The sequence below is a fragment of the Flavobacterium sp. YJ01 genome (assembly GCF_029320955.1).
In the GTDB taxonomy this organism is placed as follows: Bacteria; Bacteroidota; Bacteroidia; order Flavobacteriales; family Flavobacteriaceae; genus Flavobacterium.
The window spans coordinates 3,132,958-3,149,253 of the sequence record NZ_CP119757.1; the positions used below are offsets into that span (position 1 = coordinate 3,132,958).

General features: G+C 32.7%; 12 protein-coding genes. 8 read left to right on the forward strand and 4 right to left on the reverse strand.

Annotation, left to right across the window (positions count from 1 at the left end):
- Positions 1-200: 200 nt before the first annotated feature.
- On the reverse strand, positions 201-881 hold the full coding sequence (locus P0R33_RS13705) for a ComF family protein (protein WP_276171747.1): 681 nt from the start codon (positions 879-881) through the stop codon (positions 201-203).
- Between the two features lie 98 nt (positions 882-979).
- Here P0R33_RS13705 and P0R33_RS13710 point away from each other — a divergent pair, with 98 nt between their 5' ends.
- The 5 genes from P0R33_RS13710 (at position 980) to P0R33_RS13730 (ending at position 6,936) form a co-directional block, all read left to right on the forward strand.
- A complete protein-coding gene (locus P0R33_RS13710; RefSeq protein ID WP_276171748.1) occupies positions 980-2,518 on the forward strand; it encodes a glycine--tRNA ligase in 1,539 nt (512 codons plus the stop codon).
- 274 nt (positions 2,519-2,792) lie between these two features.
- A complete protein-coding gene (locus P0R33_RS13715) occupies positions 2,793-3,608 on the forward strand; it encodes a LytTR family transcriptional regulator DNA-binding domain-containing protein (protein WP_276171749.1) in 816 nt (271 codons plus the stop codon).
- A 176-nt stretch (positions 3,609-3,784) separates the two neighbouring features.
- Complete coding sequence (locus P0R33_RS13720) at positions 3,785-4,093, forward strand: hypothetical protein (RefSeq protein WP_276171750.1); 309 nt, start codon at positions 3,785-3,787, stop codon at positions 4,091-4,093.
- 97 nt (positions 4,094-4,190) lie between these two features.
- A complete protein-coding gene (locus tag P0R33_RS13725) occupies positions 4,191-6,248 on the forward strand; it encodes a tetratricopeptide repeat protein (RefSeq protein ID WP_276171751.1) in 2,058 nt (685 codons plus the stop codon).
- Positions 6,238-6,936 carry a response regulator gene (locus P0R33_RS13730; protein ID WP_276171752.1) on the forward strand — a complete coding sequence of 233 codons (699 nt, stop codon included), beginning with the start codon at positions 6,238-6,240 and terminating at the stop codon, positions 6,934-6,936. The genes P0R33_RS13725 and P0R33_RS13730 overlap by 11 nt, the downstream gene beginning before the upstream one ends.
- A 77-nt stretch (positions 6,937-7,013) precedes the next feature.
- Here P0R33_RS13730 and thiL read toward each other — a convergent pair whose 3' ends face one another.
- Together thiL and P0R33_RS13740 are read right to left on the reverse strand one after the other, a co-directional pair.
- Positions 7,014-8,060, reverse strand: coding sequence for a thiamine-phosphate kinase (gene thiL, locus P0R33_RS13735; protein WP_276171753.1), 1,047 nt, complete (start codon positions 8,058-8,060; stop codon positions 7,014-7,016).
- Positions 8,061-8,122: 62 nt separating this feature from the next.
- The gene (locus P0R33_RS13740) at positions 8,123-12,178 is read right to left on the reverse strand and encodes a choice-of-anchor L domain-containing protein (RefSeq protein ID WP_276171754.1); all 4,056 of its coding nucleotides are present in this window, start codon (positions 12,176-12,178) and stop codon (positions 8,123-8,125) included.
- Positions 12,179-12,459: 281 nt separating this feature from the next.
- On the opposite strand from P0R33_RS13740, the gene P0R33_RS13745 reads away from it, so the two are divergent.
- On the forward strand, positions 12,460-12,939 hold the full coding sequence (locus P0R33_RS13745; protein ID WP_276171755.1) for a DinB family protein: 480 nt from the start codon (positions 12,460-12,462) through the stop codon (positions 12,937-12,939).
- A gap of 64 nt (positions 12,940-13,003) precedes the next feature.
- Here P0R33_RS13745 and P0R33_RS13750 read toward each other — a convergent pair whose 3' ends face one another.
- Positions 13,004-13,963 (reverse strand): YafY family protein, encoded by a 960-nt coding sequence (locus P0R33_RS13750; protein WP_276171756.1) that lies wholly within the window; start codon positions 13,961-13,963, stop codon positions 13,004-13,006.
- Between the two features lie 204 nt (positions 13,964-14,167).
- Between P0R33_RS13750 and P0R33_RS13755 the strand changes: the two genes are divergently transcribed.
- Both P0R33_RS13755 and P0R33_RS13760 read left to right on the forward strand, forming a co-directional pair.
- Positions 14,168-14,911, forward strand: coding sequence for a prolipoprotein diacylglyceryl transferase family protein (locus P0R33_RS13755; protein ID WP_276171757.1), 744 nt, complete (start codon positions 14,168-14,170; stop codon positions 14,909-14,911).
- Complete coding sequence (locus tag P0R33_RS13760; RefSeq protein WP_276171758.1) at positions 14,901-16,292, forward strand: radical SAM protein; 1,392 nt, start codon at positions 14,901-14,903, stop codon at positions 16,290-16,292. Before P0R33_RS13755 ends, P0R33_RS13760 begins: the two co-directional genes overlap by 11 nt.
- Positions 16,293-16,296: the final 4 nt, after the last annotated feature.

Genomic DNA, 16,296 nt, shown 5'->3' on the forward strand with positions numbered 1-16,296 from the left:
CTTATGGCTTTAGTTATTTTCAACACATAGAAACATAGTTTCTAGATGATTTAAAAAGGCGTTTCACTAATTTAAAAGCTCATAGTTTTGCTATCTGTGGAAACTGGTTTCTTTTGATTTCTTTTTAAATAACAAAATCTATGTTTCTATGTGTTAAAACTTTTTTTTAAAAATCTCATCCATCAGGTTAAACTAAATTTCTAGTGCGCCATTGCAATACAGATTGTGCTTATTTTGGCGCCTGGAATTTTCAACAAAGCGCGCGAACAAGCTTCGATTGTTGCGCCTGTGGTAAGAACATCATCAACAATTAAAAAATGTTTGTTGTGATCTGTTTCGGTAAATTCTACATCAAAGATATTTTCAATATTTTCGGATCTTCCTAAAAGATTTTTTTTAGATTGAGTTTTAGAATATACTTTTCGAAATAAAAGATTTTCATTAAATGGAATATTAAAACCTTCTGCAATTGCTTTTCCGAAAGTCGTTATTTGATTATAACCTCGTTCTTTAAATTTTCTTTTGTGAAGCGGAACGGGAATAACAACATCAAACGGAATTTCAAAAGAAACTTCTTTTAAATCTTCGGCATACCAATTTCCCAAAGCGGTTCCAATTTCTTCGTGACCTTTATATTTTAAGTTGTGAATTAATTCCTGAACCATTCCTTTTTTATTAAAATATAAAAATGCCGATGCAAATTGAATATCAATCTTGCCATAAAACTTTTTTACAGCTTCATTTTTTGCATCTAAATGATATTGAGTAAGAGGCATTTCATGTCGACAGACGGTGCAAAAGACATTTTCATTTTGAAGTAAAATTCCGCGGCATCCGTCGCAGACTTTAGGGAAAAACAGATTTATTAGATAATTAATCATAAAAAGAAAGATTTTATTTACAAATAAAACAAAATCATTGCTTCAAACTTTATAATTTTTCTTTTTTTTAAAGGTACTTTTTATATTTTTGCATCACTATGGCAAAACAAGAAGATATATTTAAGAATGTGGTTTCGCACGCAAAAGAGTACGGATTTATTTTTCCGTCAAGCGAAGTTTACGACGGATTAAGTGCAGTCTACGATTATGCACAAAATGGAGTCGAGTTAAAAAAGAATATCCGTGAATATTGGTGGAAATCAATGGTTCAGATGAATGAAAATATTGTCGGCCTTGATGCTGCAATATTAATGCATCCAACAACTTGGAAAGCTTCAGGCCACGTTGATGCGTTCAATGATCCATTAATTGATAATAAAGATTCTAAAAAAAGATATAGAGCTGACGTTTTAGTTGAAGAATTCGCTGAAAAGATTAATCAAAAAGCTCAAAAAGAAATCGAAAAAGCAAAAGCTCGTTTTGGTGATGCTTTTAATGAAGAAGAATTTATTACAACAAATGCACGCGTTGTAGAATATCTTTCAAAGAGAAAAGAAATTCTTGAAAGGCTGGCAAAAGGTATGACTGATGATCTTCAAGACGTGAAAGCGTTAATTGAAGAATTAGGAATTGCTGATCCTGAAACAGGTTCTAAAAACTGGACTGATGTAAAACAGTTCAACTTAATGTTCGGAACTAAACTTGGAGCTTCTGCAGAATCTGCAATGGATTTATATTTACGTCCGGAAACGGCGCAAGGTATTTTCGTAAACTTCTTAAATGTTCAGAAATCTGGTCGTATGAAAGTTCCTTTTGGAATTGCTCAGACGGGTAAAGCTTTTAGAAATGAAATTGTTGCAAGACAGTTTATTTTCCGTATGCGTGAATTCGAACAAATGGAAATGCAATTTTTTGTTCGTCCAGGCGAAGAAATGAAATGGTACCACCATTGGAAAGAAACGCGTCTTAAATGGCATTTGTCTTTAGGATTAGGAAAAGAAAATTATCGTTTTCACGATCACGAAAAATTAGCGCATTATGCAAACGCGGCGGCAGATATCGAATTCAATTTCCCATTCGGATTTAAAGAATTGGAAGGAATTCACTCTCGTACCGATTTCGATTTGAAAGCACACGAAGAATATTCTGGAAGAAAATTACAATATTTTGATCCTGAATTAAATGAAAACTATGTTCCTTACGTAGTAGAAACTTCTGTAGGTTTAGATCGTATGTTCTTAGCAGTTTTTGCTACTTCTTTACAAGAAGAAACATTAGAAGACGGTTCTACAAGAACAGTTTTAAAATTACCAGCAGTTTTAGCGCCAACTAAAGCAGCGGTTTTACCATTAGTTAAAAAAGATGGTTTACCTGAAATTTCAAGAAAAATCATTGAAGATTTGAAATGGGATTTCAATGTAGCTTATGATGAAAAAGATGCTGTAGGACGTCGTTACAGAAGACAAGATGCTTTAGGAACGCCTTTCTGTATTACAGTAGATCATCAAACTCTAGAAGACGAAACGGTAACAATTCGTCATAGAGATACCATGAAACAAAATCGCGTAAAAATTGCTGAATTAAGAGGGATTATCGAAAATGAAGTTTCGATGAAAAACTGGTTAATGAAAATGTAATATTTACAAATTATAGTATTGATCCCAAATTCCGTTAAGGAGTTTGGGATTTTTGATTTTAAAAAACACGCATTTTATCGATGTTTTTTGCATTTCATCATTTTGTATTAACATTTGGATGTAATGTGTTAACAATGAACGGCTTAAAATGTTTAAATCCGTATTTTTAAATTCGGGTAAAATGTCAAAACCAATTTTTTCGCCAGTACATTAAATTAAGAAGTTTAATTTTTGATTGTGATCGGAGTATGGAGGAAATCAACGAAACCAAAAATTGAAGAAATATTCGTATATTATTGTTGATGATGATGCTGAAAGTATTTTGAAAACCAAAACAACCGCGGCGGGATTTTCAGAATTATCTTTTATTGCATCGGCATCAAATTTTCAAGATGGTTTGAATTTGGTTTTAGAATATAAACCCGAATTGGTTTTTCTCGAAATCGATCCAAAAAATACTTCAAGTCAGTTGTCTTTGACTTTTATAAGCGAATTGCACCGATTTTTTCAAGAAATTCCTAAAATTATTGTTACCACAAAACTTAAAGACAAAGCCTTTGATGCCATTCAGTATGGTGTCTACGATTATCTATTAAAACCCGTTTTGCCAATAGATCTTCGAAAGACAATTTTAAAGCTGAATAAGGCCAATTTAGAGTTAAAAAATACTTCGTTGCAACAAGAACCAGTTTCTATCGTTATTGATAATGATAGAGCAGAAATTCCTCAGAATGTAGAAAGACCACTTACAATCTGTATAAAATCTTATGGAGATTATCGGTATTTAAATGCTGAAGATATCTGTTATTTTCAAGCAGATAACAATTCTACCGATATTTATTTGAATACTGGTGAAATGATTACGGCATTTAAAACGTTAAAGCATTTTGAGAGTGTTTTAACTTATCCATTTATCCGTATTCATAATAGTTATGTAATCAATCGAAATTACATTTCTAGAATTCATAGCGGAAATTCTATCTGTTATCTTAAAAACTCTTCAAAGAAAATCCCGTTTTCTAAGACTTATAAAGCAAATGTAGATCAGATAATTGCTGATTTCGCAGCAGGTAATTATCTAGAAATCTAAAAAGTAGACGTTTACTCGGATTTGCTACCCATTGACTATCAATTGGGTATGATCTACCACAAACTCAATTTTTCGTATAAATTTTTTTCGGCCTTCGTGTTAGTTTTACACCATGATTCGCGGTAAACAGCGGTCAATTTCCAAAAACGTAAACAAACATTTTAAAACCTCAGGTCATGAAAAAAACAGCTTTAACATTCGGATTATTTTCTTTAGTAGTATTAGCAACTTCTTTTAGCGCTCCAATTGATGGTGGTGCTGCAGGTGGAATTATCAGAAAAAAAGATGTTGCATTTATGCCAATTGATGGTGGTGCTGCTGGTGGAATTATTAGAAAAAAAGATGTTGCAATGTTGCCAATTGATGGTGGCGCTGCTGGTGGAATTATCAGAAAAAAAGATGTTAATGCATCTGAAATGAACTCTAGAAATTTAAACTTCGCTAGTGTTAATCAATCTATCGGAAATGATAAAAAAGTAGACTAATCTACAATCGAAATATATATTTAAGCTGTCAGAAATGACAGCTTTTTTTTTGTGTCTCAAGTTTTTTAGTATTTTTGGTAAAATTCCAAAAATATAATTGAAAGACGCAAGCAAAATAGTATTCCTTATACTCTTGGTTTTGTTGGGTTGTACCAAGAAAACAGGGCTAGATACTAATACAATTTCTTCAGTAGATAGTCTTCCTGTCTATCTTTCTCTTGCAAACGAGGATAGTATTCCTCTCAAATTCAGACAGAATTACAATCTTAAGGCTTTAAACATCATTTTAAACCAAAAAGACGACTCTATAAATAAAGTAAATCTTTTTAAAGTTGCCAATCGTTACTATAACATGAGCAACTGGAAATCTTATTTGAACACTACAAAGTTAATTTTAGAGCGCTCAGAGAAGTCTAGAGATTCTGTTAATATGGCCAAGGCTTATACTTATTTAGGAGATTATTATGTTTCTCAATCTGTTTCTGATAGTGCCTTTATGAATTATTTTAAAGCAGAAAAGACCTATTTGAAAATAAAAGATCAAATAAATTTGGCGAAAACATTTTTGAGTAAAGCCAATTTACAGTACAATGAAGGAGATTTTTTTGAAAGCGAAATAAATGTTTTTAAGACTTTGAGTATCTTAAAAAAAGAAAAAAATGTCAATGAAATTCTGTATGAAAGCTACAATTTACTCGGTGTTTTATACAATGAAAGAGAGGAATATAAAAAAGCTTTGGAGTTTCAGAACAAGGCTTTGCAAATTCTCCAAGATAAAGATATAGCTTCGGAATTTCAATATAAGGCGGCTTCTTTAAATAATATCGGTTTCATATATATGAATATGAATGAGTATAAAGAGGCAGAAAAATATTTTGAAGAAGGGCTTAAACAAAAAAATCTTTTCGAACAGAGAGCAACTTTATATGCGATTTTATTAGATAATTTGGGATATTCTAGATTCAAAATGAATGACTCATACCAATTGCCAGATTTGTTTTATCAATCTTTAGAGATTAGGGAGAAGCTTGATTTGGTTTCTGGAATTGTATCTAGTAAAATTCATTTATCTCAATATTACGCTTTTAATAGAGATACGGCCAAAGCATTAGAATTATCCAAACAAGCACTGGCTCTTTCGCGAACTACGGCAAAATCTATAAATACTTTAGAAGCTTTAAAACAGACGGCAGCTGTTGACCCGAGAAATGCTTCTATTTATTCTAGAGAATATATCAAGCTTAACGATAAAATGTTGAAAGACGAGCGAAAAATGGGAGAAAAATTCTCTAGAATCGCCTACGAAACCAACGAAATAAAAGATCAAAACTCTAATCTTCAGGAAAAAAACAAAACTTTGGTTTATGTTTTTAGTATTTGTACATTGCTCGGATTGTTTTTTTATGTTTATAAAACACAGCAGGCTAAAAATCGCGAGCTTTTATTTAAACAGCAACAGCAGATTGCAAACGAAGATATTTATAATTTGATGATTTCTCAGCAAAATGAAATTGAACTAACGAGAATTAAGGAAAAGAAAAATGTTGCCCAAGAATTGCACGATGGGGTTTTAGGCCGAATGTTCGGAATTAGAATTAGTTTGGATAGTTTAGATAAACTTGATGAAGCAGAGGCAGCTTCTAAAAGAAAAAAATATCTTGCAGAGCTAAAAAATATAGAACAAGATATTCGAGAAATTTCTCATGATTTAAATAGAGAAAAATCAGAATTAATTAATAATTTTATTGCGATTTTAAACAAACTATTTGAAAATCAAATAAATACGTATAATTCTAAATTGATTACCAATTTTGATTCCGAAATAAAATGGGAGCAAATAAGTAATATGGTCAAAATCAATTTATATCGAATTATTCAGGAAGGTCTTCAGAATTGTAATAAATATGCTAACGCAGATATTATTAAAGTGGAGCTTAAAAATGTAAATAATGTTTTGGTCTTAATTGTTGAAGATGACGGAATAGGATTTAATACCAAAAAGACCAAAAACGGAATCGGTTTGCATAATATAGAATATAGAGCTAAAGAATGTAAAGGAACAGTCAGTATCAAATCTGTTAAAGGAGAAGGAACAAAGCTCACCGTAAAAATCCCCATAATTCCTAATACTTACCAGCATAATAATGACATTTGATTTAACAGCCTCAGCCTCACAACTAGTTAAAAAGAACATTTTAATAGTAGATGATCATCCATTTATTATTGAAGGATACAAGAATGCTATTACGCGGTACAATCCCCAGCAATATGAATTTTCAATTTTTCAGGCACAAGATTGTAGATCGGGTTACGAAATAATTGAAAATCATAATTCACCTCAATTTGATATTGCTTTTTTAGATATAAGCATGCCTCCTTATGAAGAAAAAGAAATTTTTTCTGGTGAAGATTTGGCTACACTTTTGCTTAAGAGAATGCCCTCGTGCAAGATTATTCTTTTAACCATGTATACCGAATTGCTGAAAATCAAGACAATTATCAGAACTATCCAACCAAACGGATTAATTATAAAAAACGATCTTACTTTTGATGAGCTTCTTCTAGCATTTGATAAAGTGATAAAAAACGAAAAATATTACAGTCAGTCTGTCGTTAAAATGCTGAATCAGTCTACTCATAATGCCATTGAAATTGATCAGTACGATAAGCAGATATTAATTCATTTATCTAAGGGAATTTCAAATCAAGATATGTTGCAGTACATTCCCATTTCTTTAAATGCAATTGAAAAAAGGAAAAAACATTTAAAAGAATTGCTGAAGATCAAAAACAATTCTGATGACGATTTGCTTAAAGAGGCAAAAAGTAAGGGGCTATTTTAAAATGAAAATTCCAATAAAAAATAAATTCCAAATTCCAATCACTAAAGTAACAGTTGGAATTTGGAATTTTTTAAAATTTACTCGCTCAATGCATCCCAACCACGCGCTTTTAAAGCGATTTTTGTATTTGCACGCGTTACTAGATGAATTCCTTCATTTTCTTCGGCCATATGTCCAATAACAGAGAAATTCGGATTTCCTTTTATTTTATCAAAATCATTAATATCAATTGTAAATAAAAGTTCATAATCTTCGCCGCCGTTTATAGCAACCGTTGTGCTGTCTATATTAAATTCTTCACAAGTCGAAATAAATTGAGGATCTAAAGGCAGTTTGTCTTCATATAAATTACAACCAACTTTAGATTGTTTACAGATATGAATAATCTCAGAAGATAATCCGTCTGAAATATCAATCATAGCCGTTGGTTTTATGTCTAATGCATGAAGTAAAGTACGAACATCTTTTCGTGCTTCTGGTTTTAGCTGACGTTCTACCAAATAAGTATAAGGATCTAAATCTGGTTGATTGTTTGGATTAACCTGAAAAACTTGCTTTTCTCTTTCTAAAACCTGCAAGCCCATGTAAGCCGCACCAATATCTCCTGTAACTACTAATAAATCAGTTTGTTTAGCACCATTTCTGTATACTAATTCATTTTCATCAGCTTCTCCAATTGCAGTTATGCTGATAATCAGACCTTTTTGAGATGATGTTGTGTCACCGCCAATAACATCTACTTTATATTCTTTTGCTGCATGTGTAATTCCTGCAAATAATTCTTCTAAAGCCTCAAGCGGAAAACGATTAGAAACCGCTACAGAAACCGTAATTTGAGTAGGTTTTGCATTCATGGCGCAAATGTCAGAAACATTTACCACAACTGCTTTGTATCCTAAATGTTTTAAAGGCATATAAGCCAAATCAAAGTGAACTCCTTCAATCAATAAATCAGTAGAAACGACTACTTTTTTTGCTGCAAAATCAAGAACAGCTGCGTCATCGCCAATGCTTTTTAAAGTCGATTCTTGCGTAACGTCAAAATTTTTGGTTAAATGCTCAATTAAACCAAATTCTCCCAACTGTGCTATACTAGTTCTCTGCTGATTTTTATCTTCTATCATTTTTGTAAAGTTCCAAAGTTATTAAGTTGCAAAGGTACAAAGGTTTTTTTTCTTTTTGATGCTTATCGTTTCATACTGAAATGAGCTTTGAATTCTTGAATTACGCCATTTTGGGTATAAGTTACCAGAAACCAGTAATCTGTTGAAGGAAGTGGATTGCCATTGAAATTACCATCCCAACCAGCACCAGAAGGTTTTATCATTTTTATGAATTTTCCGTAACGGTCAAAAATAGTAATGACAGCATCAGGCTGATCAGCGAGATCTGGAATATTCCAAGTGTCGTGGTAACCATCGTTGTTTGGAGTGAAAAATTTAGGGTATTTGAGCACTTTGGCAAATAGAATAAGGTTGTCGCAATTGGCTTTTGTATCTTTTATTGTAATAGCATGTTCTCCCGAATCAACATTCTGAAATACATTGTTGGTTTGAAAATCTCCATCGTCGAGTTGGTATTCATAATTTCCGAAACCATTAATTAGATTTACAGTAATATCTACAATGTCTTCAAATTCACCAGAAACGGTTACAGTTGCAATTGCTGGACTAGATTTTCCGACAGTGACATTGGCTGGATTATAACCGCAGTCGTTACCAACATCTGGTACATTTTTGACGGGTACAACAGTATAAATTCCGTCTTGTGTAGCAGTATAAGTTGATCCTGTACCCATTTTTGTATTGTTTAAATACCATTCTATAGTATAATCTGGAGAATTAATTCCTGAATTTAGTACGACCGAATGTTGCAAAATTCCCGTTTGATAATCTACACAGATGGCTCCGTCTTGAACTGTGAAATTTTTTAACGGATAAATGGTAATGTAAAAATCATCTTGAGTAAAACAAGCTGAATTTGTAGCCGCCGTCGCATAAATATACATTTGTTGACTGCTATTTATTTTCTGCCCTGCTGTATATTGAACTCCAGTTGCGTTAGGGCCGCTATAATAATTTCCAATAGCCAAAGGAGGCAAAGTATAACTTCCGCAAATAGCAACATCTGGAGTGTTTGTTAGCACAGGAGTTTGAGAAATGGTGACTGAAAAACTTTTTTCGCTTACACAAGTCAGACGTGTACCTGAAACGGCATAAACATAGACGATTTGTGATGTTTTTAAAATCGTTCCTGCAGAAATAACAGCACCTTTTCCGCCTGGCTGTGTATAATAATTGCCTAGTTTTAATGGAGGTAAAGTATAACTGTCGCAAACATTTATGTTATTAAACTCGCCAACATCAATTCCGTTGTAATTTACCTTGAAAAATGTTTCATTACTGCAAGACTTAAAATCTGCCCATTCGTTATAAATATAAATTGTCTGTGTTGTATTGATGGCCGTTCCCTCGGCAATTTGAGTTCCTAAACCGTTTGGTCCTCCTGTTGCGGTATAATATTTTCCGTTTTTTAGTTTTGGAAGTTGAAAAGCCGTGCAAGTTACCACATCTGTAAAACTGTCAACAGGCGGAAGAGGTCTTATTTCAACAACAAAACTATGTTCGTTTGTACATTCAGGACCAACAGAATAGACATAAAGAGTTTGTGTTGAGGTAATAATGTCGCCTGCTTTTAATGGTGTTCCTCCACCATTGGTTTTTGTAAAATAATTACCGTTTGTCAATGGCGGTAACACATAACGAGCACATTCCAATCTATTAACAGGCTTATCTACCAAAGGCAACGGTTTTATAGTTATGACATATTTTAGATTTGCGGTGCAATTTGGAGAAGTTGTAGTTGCTGCGAAATAATACACAGTTTGCGAGCTAGTAATAACAGTTCCAGCTGGAATATTTTTACCCTGACCACCCGGATTTTCATAATAACCTCCAATGGAAATGGGTGGTAAAGTAAAACTTCCGCATTGCGAAATCGGAACGAAAATGGGAGAATTAACAATGTCGATTTTGAAAGAATGTTCATTGGTACATCTTCCATCATTTGCAAAAATATATAATGTCTGGCTCGAAGTTATTTTATCTCCCGCATTAAGAGTATTTCCTAAACCTCCAGGAGAAGTAAAATATTTTCCATTTGCTAAAGTAGGTAATGTATAAGAATCACAAGTCACGACATTTTCGGGTTTGTCTATTTCTGGCAAAGGATAAACGGTAAAAGATACTGGAATATCACGACAAACAGATCCGTCGATAACGGCGTAATAATAAATAGTTTGACTGGTTGTAAATGCTGTTCCTTCTGGAATTGAATCTCCTCGTCCTCCAGGCTGGGTGAAAAAACCACCCGCAGCAACACGCGGAACAATATATTGACCGCAAGCTTCTTTTTTAAAATCAATTTCGTAAATCAGTGTTATATTAAAGCTGCTCTCATTTGTACAATTGTTTTCGGTTGAAGCTTTGTAAATATATATGGTGCCGCTTTTGGTGATGACATCTCCGGGATTTAGTTTGGCTCCTGTTCCATTTACTGACGTATTGTATTCTCCATTTGTAAGTGGAGGCAGAGTGTAACTATTGCAAGCGATAACACTTGGAATCTTATCTACTGTGGGAAGCGAATTAATATTAATATTGAAATTGACTGTTGTATAACAAACCGAGTTGGGATTATTTTCAATGCGAACCCAAATCGTTTTCGGTGATTGTGCTAAAGATGTAATGAATTTTTTTGGATCAGCAATGTTGTTTCTTCCATTATTAGCATCCGTTTCGCTGTTATAATAAGTGATTTTATATTCTGAAGAATTTAATCCATTTAAGATAATAGCTTCATTAACAGTTAAATCGACGAGTACGTTTTTAGAAACAGTATCACAAGTATTTAAATCTGGTGGCTTTGCAGCATTGATTGGCTGAGTTGTCAATAAATTAAACGAAACTAAATTATTGCAAAAAAAGCTTTTATCGTCAACAGGAACCGCTTTTATATAAATGGTCTGATTGCCAGAACTTGCATAAGATTTTAATTGATCCTCGGGTATCGTCGGACCATTTGCATTGGCTGAGGTTAAGGAATCAAAATAATAAATGGCAAATTTGGTGGGATCAATTCCTAATTCAGTTACATTATTTTGAGTTAAGTCATATTGATAAGTCCCGCTTGCGTTATAGCAAGCTGTTAAGTTTTTTGGGTTTTTAATAATCAAATCTTGGATTACAACTTCATCTTTAACCACACAGCCAGAAAGTGTTGCCGTTACGCCATAAGTTCCCGCTTTTTCAACTGTCAAAGAATTACTGGTTTCATTTGGAATTGTAGATCCATTTAGCGTCCAAACATAACTGTAATTACCGACTAGATCAGATTTAAGCGTAATTTTTTCGCCTTGGCAAATGGTTCTGTCAGGACCTAAATCCATAGTGGTCATAAAACTGCCGCCTTTTATAAAAACTGCCGAATCGTAGTTACTGTCATTATAATCTCCAATTGCCAATTTAATGCGATAAGTTCGGTTTGGAATTACTGTTGATGAAGCCGTTAAAACTTTGGTTTCACCTCTCATATTGATTGCCGATTGAGAAGGATTCGAAACATTATAATGGTCAAATAAATTAGCATTGGCAGACAAACAAGACGAATTATATTGCTGATCTCTAATATTCTTAACAGAAACGGGTGTAGTAGTTCCAGGCACAACGGCGAGATTTATAGAAATTCCAGTTGTTAAATCAGTTAAAATAAAGGCAAAAACATCGCTAAATCCGCATTGAAACTCGCCATATTCATTCGAAGCAAAAAGAAAATCAAAACTGAAATTACTAGACAAAGGCGTAAAATCAAATTGTAGATAACTAACATCTGTAACAGGTACAATTTGTCCGTTGCTATCACTAATAACCTGCAGATCGCTATCTGTAGCATTGTTCAGTCTGCTGCTTTCGTTGTTGCCAGTATAAGAACCTTCGGTATATTTAGCAATTCCGTTTCTTATAATAATTCCGCTTGAAATAGGAAAGTTTGGATTTGTGTTTGTGAATTTGCCGATTCCTTGATGTGAAGAGAATTTGAAATTAGTTTCGTTCGAACAGCCGTTTTGCATTAATTCTTGTCGGATCAGTTCAGGTATGCCCAAAGTTGTAGTGTCGACTATAATTCCTTGTGATGAAGATATGGCCGAATAAAATAATAAAAGTAGAAGTAGAGCAGATCTCATATTTCATATTTTATTAGTTGGGTTACTTAAAATTACGAAATTGTTTCTTATTAAAATTATGATTGTCAGTATTTTATGATTTTTTTGAAGTTGTTTGAATAAAAAGGAATAAAACGTTGCATTGTGTTAAATTCTAAAAAGATTTAATCAGTGCTTAAATTAGAAATTGAGGATGAAGAAAGAAAAATAAATTTTCTTAAAAATTATTTTTTCCTGCTGACAAACTGTTGTCACCAGCCCATTTTACCTTTGATGTATAGAAATTTAAAACCTTAAAAATCATGAAAACATTAGAAGCACAAGTAATCAGTTCAGAAGATTTATTGAAACATTGGCAAGGTCACCGCGCTTTAACGCGTCGTGTAATTGAAATTTTTCCTGAGAAAGATTTCTTCGAATTTTCTATTGGAGGAATGCGACCTTTTGCAAAACTAGTTGACGAACTTTTAGCGATTGGAGCTCCAGCAATGAAAGGAATTGTAAATAGAGACGCTCAGCCTTATCAAGAAGGAACAGAAAAATTAATCTTCAAAGCGCAATATTTAGAAAAATGGGATCAAGCTACAGAAGAAATTAATAAATATTGGGAACAATTATCGATTGAAGATTTCAACGAAACTTTCAATTTATTTGGACAATATGAATTTCCAATTATTCATAATATTCTTTATTTTATTGATAATGAAGTGCATCACCGCGGGCAAGGTTATGTATATTTAAGAGCATTAAATATTGAACCTCCATTTTTCTGGGAAAGATAATTCTCTAAAAATGGAACAAAAAAACTCCCAAAGATCGAATCGAAATTCTCTTTGGGAGTTTTTTTTATGAAAGTCTTTTTTTATTGATTTCGATTAAATCTAAAACTTTTGTTTTCAGAATTTCTGGCTCTAAAATAGTGGCATAATCTCCAAACATAAGAAACCATCTCGGAAAACCGCTTTCGATATCACGGCACATAAAAGTCATTTCTAAATGATCTCCAATTTCTTTTTCGGAAACAAAACCATGATATTTTCTTTCGAAAGCCAAATATCGAGCAATTTTCTTTTCTACCAAAAGACGAACTTTTGTTGTCGGACAGGTTTCTGTTTTATTCAAATAGGTTTCTAAAGCATCGTGTTCGATTGTAAAATCGAAATCGGTTTTTTTTAGGTTTTGAATTCTATCGGTTCTAAACTGTCTGTAATCTTTTCGCAAATGGCAAAAACCAAGAAAATACCAATTGTTATTATCGTGAAAAACGCCTACAGGTTCTAAATTTCGTTCTGTTAATTCGTCTTTTCCGAAAGTTTTATACGAAAGTAAAATTTGTTTTTTTTCGGCAATACTTTCAAATAAAACCGTCAATGTATTTGGAGAATTATCATGAAACATCGGTTCAGCAGTTTGCATAATCACTCTCGATTCTATGTTCGAAAGCCAATCTTTGTCGCTGTTTTTCAAAACCGATTTTAATTTGAACATCGCGCTTGCATAATGATTTCCTAAAACAGGATCGGTAAATTTCTGAATCAATTTTTCTGCCGCAATAAAACTGCTGACTTCTTCGCGCGTAAACATAACAGGCGGAAGTCTATAGCCTTCCATTAAAGCATAACCAACTCCAGCTTCACTGTAAATAGGAACTCCAGATGCTTCTAAAGTTCTAATATCTCTGTAAATAGTTCGCAAACTGCAATCAAAACGATCGGCTAATTCTTGTGCTTTTACAATCTTTTTAGATTGCAATTGAATAAGGATTGCAACAATTCGGTCAAATCGTTTAGGTGTTTCGTCGAGCATTTTTTTTTAAGATTCTAAGGTTCTAAGTTGCTGAGGTTCTAAGTTTTTTTCTTGATTTAAAAAGCCAAAGTTACAAAGGTTAAATGTTTTTCGAAATAAAAAAGCTGTTCCAAATTGAAACAGCTTTTACTTTATTAAGTGGAATGAATTTAAACATTTTTTTGCATCTTTACAGAATTATAGTATTAAATTCTAATGTAAAGAATGAAGATTCCCTTTGAGCCAGTTGTTTATGGTTATGAAATAAATATCCATTTAATTTTAGAATATCTGGCATTTTTTTTAGGATATCGATATTATGTTTTTTTAAGAAAAAGAACGAATGATATTATTGTTTCTTCTAACAGATTATCAATCATATTGGGAGCTGCAATTGGAGCTTTTTTGGGTTCTAGAATTATGGGTTTTCTCGAAAATCCTGTTTTTCATCTTGATGTAAAATCAATTTTAGAACTCTTTAATGCAAAAACAATTATGGGAGGATTGTTTGGCGGACTGTTAGGGGTTGAAATTTCGAAGAAGATTATTGGAGAAAAAGAATCATCTGGCGATTTATTTACCTTTCCGATTATTCTAGGAATTTTTATAGGGAGAATTGGCTGTTTTTTATCAGGCACAAATGAGTTTACTTATGGAAAACAAACGACCTTTTTTTTAGGTATGAATCTTGGCGATAACATTATAAGACATCCAATTGCTTTATACGAATTACTATTTCTGATTTTTTTGTTTTTTGTTTTGAAGAAATTAAAAAAGAGAAATCTTAAAAATGGATTGTTATTTCAGTATTTTATGATTGCCTATTTTGGTTTTCGTTTTTTTGTTGAGTTTTTAAAACCAAATTATTTCCTGATTTTAGGAATTAGTTCAATTCAGATTTTATGCTTGATTTGTCTGATCTATTATAAAAAAACAATTTTAAATTTATTTGTAAAAAATGCCGGTTAGAAAATATACATATTATGACTTTACATTAAGCCTTTGTCCAGAATGCTTAAAGAGAATTGACGCCAAAATTGTTTTTGAAGATGAGAATGTCTACATGCTCAAAAGATGTCCGGAACACGGAAATTCTAAGGTTTTAATAGCCGATGATATTCAGTATTACAAGAATATCCGAAACTATAATAAACCATCTGAGATGCCGTATACTTTTAATACAAAAACGCATTATGGTTGTCCTTACGATTGTGGTTTATGTCCAGACCATGAACAGCATTCCTGTTTGACAGTTATTGAGGTTACAGATCGCTGTAATCTGACATGTCCGACTTGTTATGCAGGTTCGTCGCCTAATTATGGCCGACACAGAACTCTTGAAGAAATAAAAGCAATGCTCGATACGGTTGTTAAAAACGAAAAAGAACCTGATGTGGTGCAGATTAGCGGAGGCGAACCAACTATACACCCGCAATTTTTTGAAATTTTAGATTACGCAAAATCAACTCCAATAAAGCACTTAATGCTGAATACAAACGGAATTAAAATTGCAAAAGACAAAGAATTTGTTCAGAGACTAAAAAGCTATTCTCCAGATTTTGAAATTTATCTTCAGTTTGATTCTTTTGAAGATAGTGTATTACAGGAATTGCGTGGAGCCGATTTAAGCGAAATACGAAGACAAGCTTTAGAAAATCTGAATGAAGTTAATTTATCGACCACTTTGGTTGTTACACTTCAGAAAGGATTAAACGATCATGAAATAGGTAAAATTGTTGAGTTTGCACTAAAGCAAAAATGCGTTCGAGGCGTTACATTTCAACCGACTCAAATTGCAGGCCGACTGGAGAATTTTAACTTAGAAACCGATCGGATGACATTAACAGAAGTAAGAAGAAAAATTCTGGAGCAAACTACAGTTTTCAATTCAGATGATTTACTTCCAGTTCCCTGTAATCCTGACGCTTTGGTAATGGGTTATGCATTGAAATTAGGTGACGAAGTTTTTCCGTTGACTCGATATATAAATCCAAATGATCTATTGGACAATAGCAAAAACACTATTATTTATGAGCAGGACGAAGTACTTCGAGGTAAAATGATAGATTTGTTTAGTACAGGAAATTCTGTAGAAGTAGCACAAGAAAACTTGAAATCGATATTATGCTGTCTTCCTAATATTGATGCGCCAGAATTAGGATATGATAATCTGTTCAGAATTATTATAATGCAGTTTATTGATGCTTATAATTTTGATGTGAGAGCAATAAAAAAATCATGTGTGCATATTGTCAATAAGGATAATAAAATAATTCCTTTTGAAACTATGAATTTGTTTTATAGAGATGATAAAGTAAAAAGATTAGAAGAATTAAGAACCAACATATAAAGAA

Coding starts and splice junctions, on each gene's coding strand:
- P0R33_RS13705 (WP_276171747.1), bottom strand. CDS start 881: ATGATTAATTATCTAATAAATCTGTTTTTCCCTAAAGTCTGCGACGGA.
- P0R33_RS13710 (WP_276171748.1), top strand. CDS start 980: ATGGCAAAACAAGAAGATATATTTAAGAATGTGGTTTCGCACGCAAAA.
- P0R33_RS13720 (WP_276171750.1), top strand. CDS start 3,785: ATGAAAAAAACAGCTTTAACATTCGGATTATTTTCTTTAGTAGTATTA.
- P0R33_RS13730 (WP_276171752.1), top strand. CDS start 6,238: ATGACATTTGATTTAACAGCCTCAGCCTCACAACTAGTTAAAAAGAAC.
- thiL (WP_276171753.1), bottom strand. CDS start 8,060: ATGATAGAAGATAAAAATCAGCAGAGAACTAGTATAGCACAGTTGGGA.
- P0R33_RS13740 (WP_276171754.1), bottom strand. CDS start 12,178: ATGAGATCTGCTCTACTTCTACTTTTATTATTTTATTCGGCCATATCT.
- P0R33_RS13745 (WP_276171755.1), top strand. CDS start 12,460: ATGAAAACATTAGAAGCACAAGTAATCAGTTCAGAAGATTTATTGAAA.
- P0R33_RS13750 (WP_276171756.1), bottom strand. CDS start 13,963: ATGCTCGACGAAACACCTAAACGATTTGACCGAATTGTTGCAATCCTT.
- P0R33_RS13755 (WP_276171757.1), top strand. CDS start 14,168: ATGAAGATTCCCTTTGAGCCAGTTGTTTATGGTTATGAAATAAATATC.
- P0R33_RS13760 (WP_276171758.1), top strand. CDS start 14,901: ATGCCGGTTAGAAAATATACATATTATGACTTTACATTAAGCCTTTGT.